Genomic DNA, 16495 nt, shown 5'->3' with positions numbered 1-16495 from the left:
CCCTTCAAGCAGTTGATATGTATGCTGATCCTGCCAGCCTTTAATTGTAAAGATGGCAAGCAACAAAATGATTTTTTTGTACTTCTTTAAACTGGGGAACAGCTTCACGGCATGCGCTTGTCGCAGCTGGACATCTTGTATGGAACACACAGCCTTGAGGAGGATTTGCAGGGCTTGGCAATTCCCCCTTAAGCACAATTCGCTCTCTTCTTGCTGCTCCAGCTTTTCTTGGAACCGGCACCGCTGACAGCAGCGCTTGCGTATAAGGATGCAAAGGTTCTGAATATAAGGTGTTTTTATCAGCAAGTTCCATCATTTTCCCTAAGTACATGACTCCGACTCGGTCGCTTATATGTCTAACTACACTTAAGTCATGGGAAATGAAAATATACGTTAAATGAAACTCATCCTGAATCTCTTCAAGCAAGTTAATGATTTGTGCCTGAATCGATACATCAAGTGCAGAAACAGCTTCATCAGCAATAATCATCTGCGGATTTAGTGCAATAGCTCTCGCAATCCCAATCCTTTGCCGCTGTCCGCCTGAGAATTCATGAGGATAGCGATTAATGAAAGAAGCATTCAGACCTACTTTTTCAAGGAGCTCTTCCACTCTTTCCGTTCTTTCTTTCCCTTTATAAATTCCATGTGTATTCATTGGTTCTTTAATAATGGAACCGAGTGTTTTTCTTGGATTCAGCGATGCAAAAGGATCCTGAAAAATCATTTGAATATTTTTTCTTACCGTTTTTCGCAATTCACTTTCAGGTAAATGGGAAATATCTTGTCCGTCAAATAATATTTTTCCGCCTGTCGGCTCATAAAGTCGAATAATTGTCCGCCCTGCTGTAGATTTTCCGCACCCTGACTCTCCAACAATCCCAATTGTTTCACCTTTTTTTACAGATAAATTGATGCCGTCTACTGCCTTTACATATCCGGCTGTTCGCTGGAGAATTCCTGCTTTAATGGGGAAATGCTTTTGGACATCTATGAGCTGCAGAATGGTCTCCTCTTGTTTCAGCCCGGTTGTTTTTCTTTCTGCGTCTATTACATTCATTGAACCTCGGCCTCCTCATCATCATATAAAAAGCATCGAACAGAGCGATGAGCTGACTTTAACGTTAAATCTGGCTGCTCGCTGAAGCATCTGTCAAATGCTTTTGGACATCTTGGAGCAAATCGGCAGCCGACCGGCAAATTATCCGGTGCAGGAACATTTCCTGGTATTGAATTTAGTTTTTCAATATCCCCTTCTATAGACGGAATCGAAGCAATAAGTCCTTGTGTATAGGGATGAAGCGGCTCAATAAACAGGTCATCCACGGAAGCCTCTTCCACAACTTGCCCGCAGTACATAACAACAACACGTTCAGCAATTTCAGATACGACACCTAAGTCATGAGTGATTAATAGAATGCTAGTATCAAATTTTCGGCTGACATCTTTCATTAAATCAAGAATCTGTGCCTGTATTGTTACATCAAGAGCTGTCGTGGGCTCATCAGCAATAAGCAGCTTAGGATTGCAGCTCATCGCAATCGCGATCATAACACGCTGGCGCATCCCGCCTGATAATCTGTGCGGATAATCATTTATAATTTCATCAGCCCGTGAGAAACCTACTAATCTAAGTAATTCAATTGCTTTTTTTACAGCTTGATTTTTTGGGAGTTTCTGGTGATATATAAGAACCTCAGTTACCTGATCTCCAATTGTCAGTACAGGATTAAGGGATGTCATAGGCTCTTGGAATATCATCGAAATATCATTTCCGCGCACTTTGCACAAATCTTTTTCAGGTAACTTCACCAGATCTTTTCCATTTAATAAAATCTCACCTTCTACAATTTTTCCTCCTGGACTGGGAACAAGTCCCATTATCGATAAAGATGTGATACTTTTACCTGAACCAGATTCACCTACTAAAGCTACAGTCTCGCCTTTATGTATTTTTAAATCAACGCCGTCCACTGCTGGAACTGCCTGTTTCTTCTTGTAGAAATATGTTTTTAGATTCTTAACTTCTAACAATACTGACAATACCCTTCACCGCCCTATGATGTAAAAAATAAACCACTTTAATAAACTTAATTTTGTAAATCATCTGTATACATAGAATAATCAGAAAATATATATTTGTATATTATTACAATATTTTTACAAAATCAAGCTAATTTTAAAATTAATGTAATCTAAAATTAAAAATACGTTCATTAATAGGAAAAAATACCAATAAAAAAACCCTTAATTGGGTTTTATTGATGACTTTTTCACTATTTCTTCACTTGGGACTGAAAATAAATCTGTTATATTCGAATTTGTAATCTCCATGTAATATTTCACCAACTGATATCCTACAGCATAACCCAGCATTTTCGGATAAAATCCAGTACCGAACATTAATTGGGAAAATTTCTTTGAGTCACTTTTCAGATCTTGATTAGGTTCAATTATATTATTATATAATTGATGAATCTGTTCTTTTGAATATCGCTTCGTCCAGGAACCGACAAGCTCTTCTCCCATCCTCTCCCTTACAGCGTTCTCTGCCAGACCTTCAAGAATTATTGCATCTATTAGTGTGTAGTCTTCTTCTTTCTTTGGATCCTTGGCGAGCCTGCAGACGTGATGATATTCATGAGTTAATATCGTTTGTATTTCTTTATTGCTGTTTTCAGATAAAAATAGAAATAACTTATCATGAAAGGCAAGTCCGGATTTGCCTCCAAACTCATACTTCATTTTTCGATTTTCAGCATCTGCAGGCAATATAAAAATCGGCACATTCGGACCGTTCCATTTCTTTTTCAATACTGCTTCATCTTTTTTTACAAATTCCCATACGTTTTTCTTTTTAAGCTTTTCAAAGATTTCTTTTCCTGTGCTTTCCCTTTTGTACATGCCGAATGCATGGAGATATTTGCTGATTTCTTCCGGTTTATTTTTATTAAAAAATGGTACTAGACGTTCACATACTTTCAGATAATCTGCCGTTTGATCGAGCCATTCATTTGTATTCATGACAGTCATGGAATTCGCCACACTCCCTCCTGCCGTATCTTATGTTGGGGTGTTTGTGTAAGTGATTTGGAGTCTGGATTTGTTTTTGTATGACGATTAATCAATAAAATAGTTGTTAGACATCGATTTAACTAGCGCTCAGAAATGGGATATCTGCAAAAATATACATGCAAAAAAGCCAGCACTAGGCTGACTTTTTTCAAATTGTTATTCATATTTCTTAAATATAATTGTCGCGTTATGTCCGCCAAAGCCTAATGAGTTGCTTAAAGCTACATTGACGGAAGCTTTTCTCGCATTGTTTGGCACATAATCCAGGTCACACTCAGGATCTGGAGTTGTGTAGTTAATTGTCGGCGGGATCACACCCTCTTTAATGGCAAGAATGGAAAGAATCGCCTCAACACCTCCGGCTGCGCCAAGCAAGTGGCCAGTCATCGATTTGGTAGATGAAACTGCAAGTTTGTATGCATGTTCGCCAAATACTTCTTTTATGGCAAGTGTTTCAAATTTATCATTATACGATGTGCTTGTTCCATGTGCATTGACGTAATCAATGTCTTCAGGAACCAATCCGCCGTTTTCCAATGCCATCCTCATCGCACGGACTCCGCCTTCTCCGCCTGGAGCCGGTGCAGTAATGTGATGTGCATCACCTGTTGCGCCATATCCTACGATTTCAGCATAGATTGTGGCTCCCCGTGCAACCGCATGATCGAGCTCCTCTAATACAAGAATTCCCGCTCCCTCACCCATAACAAAGCCATCCCGATTTGCATCGAATGGTCTGCTTGCAGTTGCTGGATCTGGATTTGTCGAAAGAGCTTTGCTTGCACAGAAACCAGCAAACGCCATTCTTGTAATCGGTGCTTCTGTTCCTCCAGAAATCATCACATCCGCATCGCCGCGTTCAATGACTTTATAAGCATCTCCAATTGAATTTGTACCTGTTGCACAAGCTGTTACAGTACATGAGTTGAATCCTTTCGCTCCTAATGCGATTGAAACTTGGCCTGCCGCCATATCAGGAATCATCATTGGAACAAAGAATGGGCTGACACGTCTTGCGCCTTTAGTCAGAAGTGTTTCAAATTGGTTTTCAAATGTTTCCATTCCGCCAATTCCAGAGCCGATCCATACACCTACACGAGGTGCGATTTCATCTGTAATCTCAAGGTTTGCATCACGTACAGCCATGAAAGAAGCGGCAACCGCATATTGTGTAAAGCGGTCCATTTTTCGGGCTTCTTTTTTGTCCATGAATTTTTCTGCGTCAAAATCTTTTATTTCTGCAGCCACTTTCGCTGGATAATCTTCTGAATCAATGCGGGTTAGCGGACCTACGCCAGTTCTTCCATTAATTGCACTTTCCCATGTAGCGTTAACATCATTGCCAATTGGCGTAATTGCCCCCATACCCGTTACAACAACACGTCTTTTACTCATATAAAACACCATACCTTTCACATACTTGTGTATTCATTATCTGCCCCATCGCATTGCAATGGCTCCCCATGTTAAACCGCCGCCAAAGCCAACCATTACAATAATATCGCCATCTTTAATCGTTCCTGCTTCCAACTCTTCTACAAGAGATATCGGGATCGATGCTGCTGAAGTGTTTCCATACTTATGCACCGTTTTTGACATTTTTTCTGCCGGAAGCTCTAAACGCTCTCTGGCAGCTTCCATAATGCGGATGTTAGCCTGATGCGGAATCAAGTAGTCGACATCTTCTTTTTTCAGACCTGCTTTTTCAATCACATTAATACTTGATTCACCCATTTGTCTGACAGCAAATTTAAAGACTTCTCTGCCATTCATCACAAGTTTATCTGCCTGATACAAATGTTTTCCGCCAGAGCCATCTGAACCTAATTCAAAAGCAAGGATGCCCTTTCCTTCGCTGACAGCACTGACTACAGCTGCTCCAGCACCATCTCCAAAGAGAACTGCTGTATTCCGATCATTCCAATCCGTTATTTTTGATAGCTTTTCAACACCGACAACAAGAACATTTTGATAGGCTCCAGTTTCTATGAATTGATTTGCTGATACTAAACCGTACATAAATCCTGCACATGCTGCACTCAAATCCATCGCAGCGACTTTTTTAGCCCCTAATTTCTCCTGCAGCATACAAGCTACTGAAGGAAACGGCTGATCAGGTGTAACAGTAGCCACTAAAATCATATCAAGATCCTCAGCTGTTATGCCTGCGTTCTCAATTGCTTTTTTGGCTGCGTAATAAGCCATATCAGATGTATCTGTATCATCATTTGCAAGTCTTCTTTCTTCAATACCAGTTCTTGTGCGTATCCATTCATCTGACGTATCCATGATTTTCTCCAAATCCGCGTTTGTTACAATACGTTCTGGATTATACCGTCCGATTCCAATAATTCCTGCACTCATATACGCAACTCCTTTTAGAATCAATTATTATTACCTGGTACTAATTTTATCTTATCCTTTTTAAAATTTCAATCTAAATCCTGTGCTTTTGTCTCGTTCTTCTGTTAAAAAGAAACATACAGTATTAATAAGGAATAAAAAGCGAGGTGTTTATGTTGAGCGAAGATAAAAGGTCTGAAGAATCTGGAGATTTCTTCTCATCCATGATGTTTGGGAATAAAAAAGAGCGAAGCAAAGTGGATGAAGAAACTGAAAGCAGCCCCGCTGCAGATGGGCAAGAACCTCAATCAGACAACGATTTTTTTCAGCTTTTCATGCAAATAGATGAGATTATGGGGTCATTGAATGAGTTAAAGCCAGTATTGAAGGAATTCACGCCAATTGTTGATTTTATCAAGAAAAAATTAAAATAAACCGTTTACAAAAGAGTGTAAATAACATATGATCATTTTATTAACTGCGAGAGAGCGAGGGATGTTATATGGAAAATTTAATTGTATTAATGCCGCTTATTTCATATACACAGCCCTTGGTTCATCTGCCGGAAAGATGACCCTTCTTACCTGAATTGTTCTTTAGAGAACCATGGGCTGTGTCTGCACATGGTTTTTCTTATGCCTAAAAACAATTTCAGGAGGAAAAAATGAATAATAAATATACACTCAATCAATTAGGATGGAACGAACATTTTCAAGAATTGAGCAATTCTTATCACACCCTTTTATTCGGACGGGTTTCATTAGAACACAAACATCTATACCGTGTTCTAACTGAGAATGGAGAAGTATTGGCATCTTTATCCGGAAAATTTCGATTCGATGCGGAAAAGACTGAGGATTATCCAGCAGTTGGGGATTGGGTAGCTCTTTCAGCGAGAGAAGACAAGAAGGCAACTATTCATCATGTGCTGCCAAGGTTCAGTAAACTTTCAAGAAAAGCGGCTGGCACTGGCAATGAAGAGCAATTAATTGCAGCAAATATTAACACACTTTTTCTTGTAATGGCCCTGAATCATGACTTTAACATTAGGAGAATGGAAAGGTATCTGATCATGGCATGGGAAAGCGGCGCGAATCCCGTCATTCTTTTGACAAAAGCAGACCTATGCAGCGATTTGGAAAAGAAGATGATGGCTGCAGAAAGTGTGGCATTCGGCGTTCCAGTTCTTCCTGTATGTGCACTTGAAGGCAGCGGAATGGACCAGCTTGCACCTTATTTAGCTGAAGGAAAAACCTCTGCTTTCGTTGGATCATCAGGTGTTGGAAAATCTACGCTGATTAACAGCTTAATAGGAGAAGAAAAGCAGCTGACCCAAGATGTGCGTGAAGGCGATGACCGCGGACGTCATACAACAACTTACAGAGAATTAATGGCTGTTCCGCAAAAAGGACTTTTAATTGATACACCCGGAATGAGGGAATTACAGCTCTGGGATTCAGACTCCCTGGAACAGAGTTTTGAAGATATTGAGTCTCTTTCTGCGGCATGTTATTTTAGGGACTGCGGCCATCATAACGAACCAAAATGCGCGATTAATCAGGCTATTTCAGACGGAACCCTATCATCCTCCAGACTGCAAAGTTACCGAAAGCTGCAGAGGGAACTTGACTATTTAGAGAAAAAAGAGCAGAAAAAGGACAGCAAGAGATAGTCTTTCAAAGCCGGATGCTTAATCCGGTTTTTTTGATTCAAAAAAGCCCTGCGTGGATGGTTTTCTCTGTGCAGAAGGCCTTTGTTACTGACCAGACGCCGAAGGACAACTGAACGGTTTCCCAATTGTACTAATGACAAGACCTTAATGCCTTCTGCTTTGATATATGCTTCCTTTCGGATGGTATGGGTACCTTGATTTCGCTTTTCCCTGTTTCCAGGGCACCATTCAAATCGTATGGGTACCTGGTTTTCACTTTTTCCGGTTTCCAGGGCACCATTCAGATCGTATGGGTACCTTGATTTCACTATTTCTAATTTCTAGGGCACCATTCGGCTGGGATTTCCAAGATATTGGTTAGCGTATCAAATATGTTTAATACCTCAAGAGTTTTTTTAGCACCTCGATGATGAAAGCTTTTTGGAACCCAAGGTCTGGCCTTGGGTTTTCATTTTCATAAAAAAAAGCAGCTCATCGGCTGCGTTCGTTCAATCTTTATTTATTGCTTCATTTTTCCCTAATTCATATGCATCATTCATGACTTTTGTCAGAAGTTCCATCATTGGCTGAAGGTGTTCTGCTGAAATTTCAATTCCTGCTTCATCAAGTTTTGCTTTTGCTTCTGGAAGATGCTTCATGGCAATTTGCATAAATTCTAGTGTTTTAGGTTCCTGGTTCATCTGAATTCTCCCTTATAGTTGATTTGGCAGCTTATCTGTCTGCCTGTATGTTTCAATATGTTCTTTCATTTCGTCTTGAAATGCCTTGTCCACTTTTGGACTGTATTTGCCGAGATCAATGACCTCGTCTTTAAAATCAAAATACAAGTTACCGCTATCTAGATCACCATTTATATACTTTTGGGCAACAAGCTCATATAATTTATCAACATGCTGGATCGTGCTCGTAAGGACCGTTGTTTCACCGAGATCTGATTGATCGGAAACATATCCGATTGCATAAAGACCCTCTTCTTTTATCCGCTCAATGACAGGTACATTATACCCGTCACCGGCAGGATATACAACATCAACGCCTTCAGCTATCATTTGATCTGTATAGTTGAGCGCTGTTGTTACATCATCCCAGCTCTGTACATATTTTATTTCCACTTCAACTTCAGGGTTTTGATAGTATGCTCCTTCATAAAAGCCATCGATTTCAGGCTGCCATTCATAAGCAGCCAAAACACCGACTTTGTTTGTTTTTGTCATTTCCCCTGCAATCATTCCGCCAAAAAAACCCATTGCATTTGAGTCAAAATTAAGGCTAGTAACATTATCTCCTTTTGCATCACCATTAAAAAACACAAAATGGATATTTTCATATTCCTCATTTAATGTATTAAAATATGGTTCATATTCACTGCCATGGCCAAAGATCAAATTGACGCCTTTTCCAGATAATTCTTCCACTGCTTCACGAACAACCTCTTCATTATTCATGCCTTCTTTATAAAAAACATCGACACCGTAGCTAGATTGTATTTTTAATAAACCTTTGTATCCTTTCGTACCCCATACTTGATCACTGATGGTATCAGGAACAAGCAAGCCTACTTTTTTCATTTCTTCTTGCTGGGGCTGTCCACATGCCGCCAGAAAAAAAAGACATATGGCGAAAAGAAAACGTTTCTTTATCATTACAAGCAACTCCTTTTGGCTTGTGCAATTACATGATTTACACCTATATTTTAGACTGTAACCAATTCACAGCACAAGGAAATATCTCCCAATAACAAATAAAACTTGAATTTTATCTAAAATTATTGGTAAATATACAGGTTTTGCTTGATCCATTCTTTTTGCATCTGTATTCCTTCTTTTAGAGAAACACTATTTTTCACAACGTGAATGATATCCTTCGATAATGAAAAATCAGAATCTCCAGGAAGCTTTTCAGAAAATAATTCTGCTACCTGATTCCATTGATTTTTCATAGAAGATAGATGAATAACCGTTCCCCCATATAAATTCAGCTTCACAATATCAAGCAGACTGCTGACTGCATCATCAATAAAAATCAGGTCTCTTGTTTCTTCGCTTTTGGTCTCGTTCGATTTAACACCTGTCAAAGATGACATGATACATTGATGAACATACATGTTTACAGGCTGCCATGGACCATAAAGTCCTGGGATCCGTACAATCCTGTATAACTTTGTTTCCCCAAAAAGTGTCTGTACCTCAGCTTCTTGACGGAAATGAGACTTTCCATTTTCAGTCGTTGGAACAGGGACGGTTTCTTTCTCAATTACAGTTTGTTTCTCCCCAAATACTTCTGTTGATGATACAAGAATAAATGGAATGTTTTGTTGAATGGAAAGGTTCGTACACTGCTTCAAAAAATTCGAGTTATTTTCATTTACCCGATCCGCAGGGTCTGTCATACAGTAAAAAACAGCATCATATGCATTGTCTTCTTTCAATGATTCCAATCTTTCAAATAAGGCATTCCTGCCGATCAGCATCATTTTTTCTTCAGCTATATTTTGTTTTTGTTTGTCTTCTTGCTTTTTCATGTATCCAGCAACTTGGACGCCCTCTTCCAGCAGATGATTGCAAAGGGCGAATCCAACAAATTGTCCGATTCCTGCAATCAATACTTTTTTCATGTGCTCCGTTCCTCCTTTAGGAAGCGTTATAGTATCGTATGCAACCTGCTATCACAAAAGAATCGTTCCCGCTTCACAAGGAACGATTCGATCATAAATTTTTTTCATTTTCTTTGAAAAATTTCACAACAGAATGATTCAGCCTATAAAGGTTATCTGAGAGGTGAAAGGTTAATTCGATATCTGTCCCTTGCTTGCTTCTAAATTCTTCATAAATTTTACTGTGATCCTGATACGGATATGTGATGCTGTTCATTCTCTGCCAAATATGGACAGGAATTGCTCCGCAGGCAAAACTGGATTCAAAGCTGTAATCCTTTATTCGTTTTGAATCAATTTCATACGCATTGGCGATTTCTTTTGTCAGTCTTTTATAAAAAAACATGTTTTCTCTTTCTTTTTCAAGGTGGGCTTGGAGGTTCAGGCATGGATTGAACATTGCTACAGAGCGGATTTTATCTTGCGAAAGCTTCATAAATTCTTTCGCAACCAACGCACCCATTCCTTCGCAGAGAATGTGAACACGTTCATTTAATATTTCTTTCTTCATTACAATATGATAGATCTTCATTGCCAGCTGCAGTGCTTTCGGACTTCCCCAATTGGCCCCGTACAAATTAGAAGTAAAGACCGTGTAGCCTTCATTAAGCAGGATTGAAAGCAGCTGATTTCTGCCGTAGTGCTGCAGCCAGAAACTTGTTTGCCCATCAACAAAATGTGTTTTGTCGCCGAAAATAAAGACACCAAAACCATTTGGTTTATAAGGATAATGAATGATGTTCCATTCGGATTCAAGCTGAAAAAAGCGTTCTGTAATTCCCATCGTTTGCCCACCACCTTTCATTCGTACTTTGAGCACTCTATATAAGATATGTTCGAGGTGAAAAAGCGAATGGATGTATACCTAATTATTCAGCAAATGAACGTTCATGAAATAGTCAACTTTACGTCTAAATAATGCTTTTATTCCACAATCTATGTATGATAATATGGACATAGAATTGTTTGGAGATTGAGGTGAACAGATTGCGCTATTTTTGGACATTTTTTTGGACGTTTTTATTAATGCAAATGATGGCTTATGTTGTATCTTCAATGACAGGTGTTGCATATAACTTTGGCACTGCTTCTATCCTAGCTGTCGTTGTAACCGTTCTCATCCTGATCATCGGGGAAGTTGTTCCTGACCGATCTGCAGAAGGACATCATTAATACCTAATTTTCGACTCTTCATGCAAAAAACCCTACTATTGATAGTAGGGTTTTTTGCTTCTATTTCACTTTTTATGGTTTTCTTTGATATGTCCAATGACGGTCATCATTTGAAGTCTCAGGGAATTGATCTCCTGCCTGCAGCTTTATTTTCTGCGGATTTTTGACCATAGATCCTGTTTCTCCAACTTCTACATAAATCCCATTGTTAGGTGCTTTCTGACCTGATTTAAAGTGATGCTGCTGCCCCAAAATTAGATCCCTCCTTAGGTATGATTCTTTAAATAGTATGGCATTTTCCGAAGATTACATGCTATCAGAAGAGAAATTCACTCATTATCATAGGAATTATTTGTATATTATCGTATTATTGCTTGACCAACTGCGTTATCTTTACCAAGGCAAAAAGCATGGATTCAGTGATCCATGCTTTTTATTTTCAAACTAATGCAACTAACCAATCAGCAATTCCTTTAACAACGCTTTTTGAACATGCAGCCGATTTTCCGCCTGCTGAAACACTGCGGAATGGCTTCCATCAATGATTTCAGCTGTAACTTCTTCACCTCGATGTGCAGGCAGACAATGAAGAAAATGACAATCCTTTTTCGCGCCGCTCATCAACTCTGCGTTTATTTGATAAGCATGAAAAGCAGTCAGCCGGATTTCATTTTCTTTTTCCTGTCCCATGCTCGTCCATACGTCAGAATATACAATATCTGCTTCATGAACAGCCTTTTCCGGATTCGATGTGGATGTAATAACAGCACCTGTAAGTTCACATATTTCTGCTATTTTTTCCATTACGGACGGATCCGGACCGTACCCTTCTGGATGAGCAATTACAGCATCCATGCCTACTTTTGCGCACGCAATTAATAAAGAGTGGGCAACATTATTACCATCACCAACATACGCAACCTTTGTTCCTTTAAATGTTTGTTTCAGCTGCAGAATCGTCATTAAATCAGCGAGTGCCTGACAAGGATGAAACGTATCCGTAAGCCCGTTAATGACAGGAACTGATGCATGAAGCGCAAGCTCTTCCACTTTTTCGTGTTCAAACGTACGGATCATGATGGCATCTACATAGCCTGACAGTACTTTTGCTGTATCTGCAATGCTTTCACCGCGTCCGATTTGAAGGTCTTGACTGCTGAGAAAGAGTGCATTGCCGCCAAGCTGCTGCATCCCGGCTTCGAACGATACTCGTGTCCGTGTAGAAGATTTTTCAAAAATCAGCGCTAATATTTTTCCAGACAAGATTGATTGGATCGGGAATTTTTTCATTTGCAAGCCTTCTTCAACTAGATGCAGGATTTCCTCAGATGTATAATCCAGCAGCGTTAAGCAGTCTTTTCCAAATAATGAGGATGTTTTAGCCTGTGCTAATTTAATGGAACTCATATCATTTTCACTCCTGTTCTTGTTAATTCACCGATTGAGTACACGTCATATTCAGATGCAGCTTTTAAATAGGCAAGGAAGGTTGAAGCATTTGAAAATACCTTTATTCCTTTCTCAATTGCAAGCAGCCGTTTTTCCTTAGATTCATCGGCTTTCAGACTGACAAAAATACCGTTTACTGCTGTTTCTGCCCATTCCTCAAAGTTCTCTGTTTCCGATGTCAGTCCTGCTGTTTCAGCTTTTTGAAGCAATGTATAATCTTTTTCATCGATAAAAACACTGCTGTTTTTCATATCGCCATCTTCATCAAAAACTTTTCCAAGCGCTTCTTTTAATGTAGGCGCAAGACACATTCCTTCTCCTGTCGATCTCATTTCAGGACTTAGTTTAAGGTCAACATTATGAAGAGCGTGACTTGAAAATACAGGATATTTAACAGCAACATACGGCTTCTTTTCATCTATATACTGATACGTTAATTTTTCACCATTTAACATGCCTGCTGCCAATTCAATCATTGGCACATCCATAACCTTGCTTACGATTGGGGCAGTCCGGCTTGCTCTTGGATTGACCTCAAGCACATATAGAGTTTCTTCCTGAATGAGAAATTGAATATTCATAATCCCAGTAAACCCCAGCTCCTTAACGATTTTCTCTGCTGCATGGTGCATAGCGGATTTGATGTCTTCGCTAATATTTATGGCAGGAATAATCGCCATGCTGTCACCTGAATGAACACCAGCAGGTTCAATATGTTCCATTACCGCAGGGATTAGTATGTTCTCCCCGTCTGCGACAAGATCGATTTCCGCTTCTTGGCCAGTAACATATTGATCAATTAAAATTGGAAATGGATGTGTTTCAGATTTCTCTAATTGCTGCTGAAGCTGCTCTTTCGTTTCAAGAACAATCATTCCTTTTCCTCCGATTACATAGGAAGGTCTGATCAAGACGGGATACCCGATTTTTTCAGCTTGAATGATGGCTTCCTCAGTGGAATTAGCTGTTGACCCAGGAAGATGATTGATATTCAGCTGATCCAATAGAAGATAAAATTTTTCGCGTTCTTCAAGCAAATCGAGTGTTTCTGAATCTGTTCCAAGAAGCTTTGCCCCGTTTGCTTCTAAACCTGCCGCCAGATTAATGGCTGTCTGCCCGCCAAACTGAACAATCGCAACGTCTATTTGTTCAGCTTCGATGACATTTAATACATGTTCTATTGTCAGCGGTTCAAAGTAGAGACGATCAGCCGTTTCAAAATCTGTGCTCACCGTTTCTGGATTATTGTTGATCATAATTGCGTCGTATCCTAATCTTTGAAGCGCTTTTATTCCTTGTACAGCACTATAATCGAATTCAATCCCCTGACCGATCCGTATCGGACCTGAGCCAATGACTAATGCCTTTTTTCTCTTGGCTGCTGTTTTTTCCAGCAGCTCACATTCCCCGAAATATGTTGAATAGTAATAATTCGTTCTCGCTTCAAATTCTGCAGCACATGTATCAACAAGCTTAAATTTAGCTGTTATTCCAAGCGAGTTTCTTGCATTTCGAATGTCCGATTCATTCTCATTCATACAATAGGCCAAGTATTGATCTGAACACCCCTTTTCCTTTGCAAAAGAAAAGAGTTCCTTTGGAATTTCAGACAAGGCTGTTGATTTAAGCTGGTTTTCTAACGTTACCAGCGAGTAAAAACTATTTAAAAAATAGTAATCTATCCCGGTAGTCTCATGAATGACGGTTACATCTTCTCCTCTTCTCAACAGCTCAATGATGGCAAAAAAACGTTGATCAGTTGCTTTTTTTACCATTTTCACAAGGTCGATTGAAGAAAGATTTGAGATTTCATCAAAATAAATTCCAATATTCCCAAGTTCAAGTGAGGATACAGCCTTTTGAATAGCGGCTTCAAGATTTCGTTCAATAGCCATCACTTCGCCAGTAGCCTTCATCTTTGTACCAAGAGTCCGATCCGCATTTTTAAATTTGTCAAATGGCCATCTCGGAAATTTCACAACTACATAGTCGAGCGCTGGTTCAAAGCTTGCAGATGTTGATTGTGTTAGCGGATTTTTCAGCTCGCTTAATGTATAGCCGACTGCAAGTTTTGCTGCAATTTTAGCAATTGGGTAGCCTGTCGCTTTAGAAGCAAGAGCCGAAGACCGGCTTACACGAGGATTAACCTCTATGACATAATATTGTTTACTGGCAGGATCTAAGGCAAATTGAATATTGCAGCCGCCGACTACGTTTAATGCAGAAATAATCGTTAACGAAGCACTTCTAAGCATTTGATATTCATAATCTGTCAGCGTCTGTGATGGTGCCACTACAATCGAATCACCCGTATGAATGCCGACAGGATCAATGTTTTCCATGTTGCAAACAGTAATGCAAGTACCCGCCGAATCTCTCATTACTTCATATTCAACTTCTTTAAACCCCGCAATGCTTTTCTCAACGAGACATTGATGAATCGGACTTGCACTTAAACCGCTTTTCATCAACTCTTTCAAAGCTTTTTCATTTTCTGCAATTCCGCCTCCCTTTCCTCCGAGAGTAAAGGCAGGACGCACTATAATGGGATAGCCAATTTTTTTTGCGAATGATAATGCTTCATCTGCCTCTGTCACAATTTCACTTGCAGGCACAGGCTGGTTCAAATCATACATCAGCTTTCTGAACTTTTCTCTATCTTCACCCTTTTGGATAGATTCAACAGATGTGCCGAGCATTTGAACGCCAAATTTTTGAAGGACACCTGCATCATGGAGCTTCACGGCCAAATTCAGGCCTGTTTGACCTCCAAGCGTTGCAAGCAAGCCATGAGGCCTTTCTTTTTCAATAATCTTAGTCAAGCTTTTCACAGTTAAAGGTTCAAAATAAACTTCATCTGCATATTTATGATCCGTCATAATCGTTGCCGGATTGTTATTAACAAGGATGACCTTATAACCTTCTTCTTTCAGTGCGATGCAGCCTTGTGTCCCAGCATAATCGAACTCTGCTGCCTGACCGATAATAATTGGTCCTGAACCAATAACTAAGATGCTTTTAATGTCCTGACGTTTAGGCATAAACCATTTCTCTCCTTGTCTTTAGAACCATTTCCAGAAATTCGTCAAATATATATTCACTCTCCGCCGGACCAGGATGTGCTTCTGGATGGAACTGAACCGATAAAAGCGGAAGTATGTGATGAAGCATGCCCTCAACCGATTGATCATTCACATTTTCAAATCGAACTGAAAATTCCTTCTCATCACTGGATGTCACTACATAGCTGTGATTTTGAGAAGTCATAAAAACAGTCCCCCTATTGCGGTCAATCACTGGATGATTGGCACCTCTATGACCAAAAGGCAACTTCTTCGTGTCTCCTCCAAAAGCTAATGCGATGAGCTGGTGACCGAGACAAATTCCAAGTGTCGGATAGCTTTCCGCAATTTTCTTGATTTGAGGCAGATATTGTTTCAGATATTTTGGATCTCCCGGTCCATTTGAGATCACTACGGCATCAGGTTGAAAAAGGTCCAGTTTATCCATTTCTGTATATGGAATAACTGTTACTTTACAGTTTCGTTTAAGAAAAGATTGCAATATTGATTTCTTAAATCCAAAATCCAGTAATGCAACATGAATAGTTCCTTCTCCTAATGTGGTAATCCCATGTTCAATCTTTGGAAGTTCGTTTACAGCGGGCTTCCCTTGTTCCACCTGTCCGCATCCTGCTGACAATCTTGCTTTCATCGTCCCATTTTTGCGGATTTGTTTGACAATGGACCTTGTATCAACATGGCTTATATATGGAATGTTCCATTTACTTAAGTATTCTTTGACACTATAAGCGGCCTCATAGTGAGAGAAATGTTCACAGCATTCATAAAAAACGGCACCTTTTATTTGTGGTCTTTCACTTTCAAAGTCAACTGCGTTTATGCCGTAATTTCCAATCAAAGGATACGTAAACACGATGATCTGATTCTGATAAGAAGGGTCTGTCAGCACCTCTTGATAGCCTGTCATGCCTGTGTAAAAGACGATTTCACCCTCACTGTCATCCCCATGAAGTTCCCCATGATAGCTGGTGCCATCCTCGAGAAGTAAGTAACCGCTCATTTTATTCACCTCATAATGAATTTTTATTTATTTAAAAGTATATTTAT

General features: G+C 39.6%; 16 protein-coding genes. 3 read left to right on the top strand and 13 right to left on the bottom strand.

The features are described 5' to 3' along the window. Positions 1-40: 40 nt before the first annotated feature. The 5 genes from CYJ36_RS00335 to CYJ36_RS00315 form a co-directional block, all read right to left on the bottom strand. Positions 41-1060 carry an ABC transporter ATP-binding protein gene (locus CYJ36_RS00335; protein WP_101563725.1) on the bottom strand — a complete coding sequence of 340 codons (1020 nt, stop codon included), beginning with the start codon at positions 1058-1060 and terminating at the stop codon, positions 41-43. Beyond that, positions 1057-2043 carry an ABC transporter ATP-binding protein gene (locus tag CYJ36_RS00330; RefSeq protein ID WP_101563723.1) on the bottom strand — a complete coding sequence of 329 codons (987 nt, stop codon included), beginning with the start codon at positions 2041-2043 and terminating at the stop codon, positions 1057-1059. Before CYJ36_RS00330 ends, CYJ36_RS00335 begins: the two co-directional genes overlap by 4 nt. 204 nt (positions 2044-2247) lie before the next feature. Next, the gene (locus CYJ36_RS00325) at positions 2248-3045 is read right to left on the bottom strand and encodes a DUF2268 domain-containing protein (RefSeq protein ID WP_257962348.1); all 798 of its coding nucleotides are present in this window, start codon (positions 3043-3045) and stop codon (positions 2248-2250) included. Between the two features lie 186 nt (positions 3046-3231). Continuing rightward, on the bottom strand, positions 3232-4470 hold the full coding sequence (fabF, locus tag CYJ36_RS00320) for a beta-ketoacyl-ACP synthase II (protein ID WP_101563721.1): 1239 nt from the start codon (positions 4468-4470) through the stop codon (positions 3232-3234). Between the two features lie 36 nt (positions 4471-4506). Then, on the bottom strand, positions 4507-5439 hold the full coding sequence (locus tag CYJ36_RS00315; RefSeq protein ID WP_101563719.1) for a beta-ketoacyl-ACP synthase III: 933 nt from the start codon (positions 5437-5439) through the stop codon (positions 4507-4509). Positions 5440-5594: 155 nt separating this feature from the next. Here CYJ36_RS00315 and CYJ36_RS00310 point away from each other — a divergent pair, with 155 nt between their 5' ends. After that, positions 5595-5852: a hypothetical protein gene (locus tag CYJ36_RS00310; RefSeq protein WP_101563716.1), complete on the top strand. Its 258-nt coding sequence runs from the start codon at positions 5595-5597 to the stop codon at positions 5850-5852. 230 nt (positions 5853-6082) lie between these two features. Beyond that, positions 6083-7090, top strand: coding sequence for a ribosome small subunit-dependent GTPase A (rsgA, locus tag CYJ36_RS00305; RefSeq protein WP_101563714.1), 1008 nt, complete (start codon positions 6083-6085; stop codon positions 7088-7090). 488 nt (positions 7091-7578) lie between these two features. On the opposite strand, the gene CYJ36_RS00300 is transcribed toward rsgA, so the two are convergent. The 4 genes from CYJ36_RS00300 to CYJ36_RS00285 all read right to left on the bottom strand — a co-directional run bounded on the left by CYJ36_RS00300 (position 7579) and on the right by CYJ36_RS00285 (position 10527). After that, on the bottom strand, positions 7579-7770 hold the full coding sequence (locus CYJ36_RS00300; protein WP_101563712.1) for a ComZ family protein: 192 nt from the start codon (positions 7768-7770) through the stop codon (positions 7579-7581). 12 nt (positions 7771-7782) lie between these two features. Continuing rightward, positions 7783-8733: a BMP family ABC transporter substrate-binding protein gene (locus CYJ36_RS00295; RefSeq protein WP_101563710.1), complete on the bottom strand. Its 951-nt coding sequence runs from the start codon at positions 8731-8733 to the stop codon at positions 7783-7785. 122 nt (positions 8734-8855) lie between these two features. Beyond that, on the bottom strand, positions 8856-9704 hold the full coding sequence (locus CYJ36_RS00290; protein ID WP_101563708.1) for an NAD-dependent epimerase/dehydratase family protein: 849 nt from the start codon (positions 9702-9704) through the stop codon (positions 8856-8858). 91 nt (positions 9705-9795) lie between these two features. Continuing rightward, the gene (locus CYJ36_RS00285; RefSeq protein ID WP_101563706.1) at positions 9796-10527 is read right to left on the bottom strand and encodes a hypothetical protein; all 732 of its coding nucleotides are present in this window, start codon (positions 10525-10527) and stop codon (positions 9796-9798) included. A 203-nt stretch (positions 10528-10730) separates the two neighbouring features. On the opposite strand from CYJ36_RS00285, the gene CYJ36_RS00280 reads away from it, so the two are divergent. Continuing rightward, positions 10731-10916: a YjzD family protein gene (locus CYJ36_RS00280; RefSeq protein ID WP_101565553.1), complete on the top strand. Its 186-nt coding sequence runs from the start codon at positions 10731-10733 to the stop codon at positions 10914-10916. 72 nt (positions 10917-10988) lie between these two features. On the opposite strand, the gene CYJ36_RS00275 is transcribed toward CYJ36_RS00280, so the two are convergent. The 4 genes from CYJ36_RS00275 to CYJ36_RS00260 form a co-directional block, all read right to left on the bottom strand. Continuing rightward, on the bottom strand, positions 10989-11168 hold the full coding sequence (locus CYJ36_RS00275; protein WP_101563703.1) for a YjzC family protein: 180 nt from the start codon (positions 11166-11168) through the stop codon (positions 10989-10991). A gap of 201 nt (positions 11169-11369) precedes the next feature. Next, complete coding sequence (gene argF, locus CYJ36_RS00270) at positions 11370-12323, bottom strand: ornithine carbamoyltransferase (protein ID WP_101563701.1); 954 nt, start codon at positions 12321-12323, stop codon at positions 11370-11372. Continuing rightward, on the bottom strand, positions 12320-15406 hold the full coding sequence (locus CYJ36_RS00265; RefSeq protein ID WP_101563698.1) for a carbamoyl phosphate synthase large subunit: 3087 nt from the start codon (positions 15404-15406) through the stop codon (positions 12320-12322). Before CYJ36_RS00265 ends, argF begins: the two co-directional genes overlap by 4 nt. Then, entirely contained in the window at positions 15399-16448 is a 1050-nt protein-coding gene (locus CYJ36_RS00260) for a carbamoyl phosphate synthase small subunit (RefSeq protein WP_101563696.1), read from the bottom strand. Before CYJ36_RS00260 ends, CYJ36_RS00265 begins: the two co-directional genes overlap by 8 nt. Positions 16449-16495 lie beyond the last annotated feature (47 nt).

Origin of the sequence: Bacillus sp. UMB0893 (assembly GCF_002858905.1) — a bacterium.
Classification (GTDB): domain Bacteria; phylum Bacillota; class Bacilli; order Bacillales; family Bacillaceae; genus Bacillus_P.
This window is presented reverse-complemented; position numbering and strand designations above follow the sequence as displayed.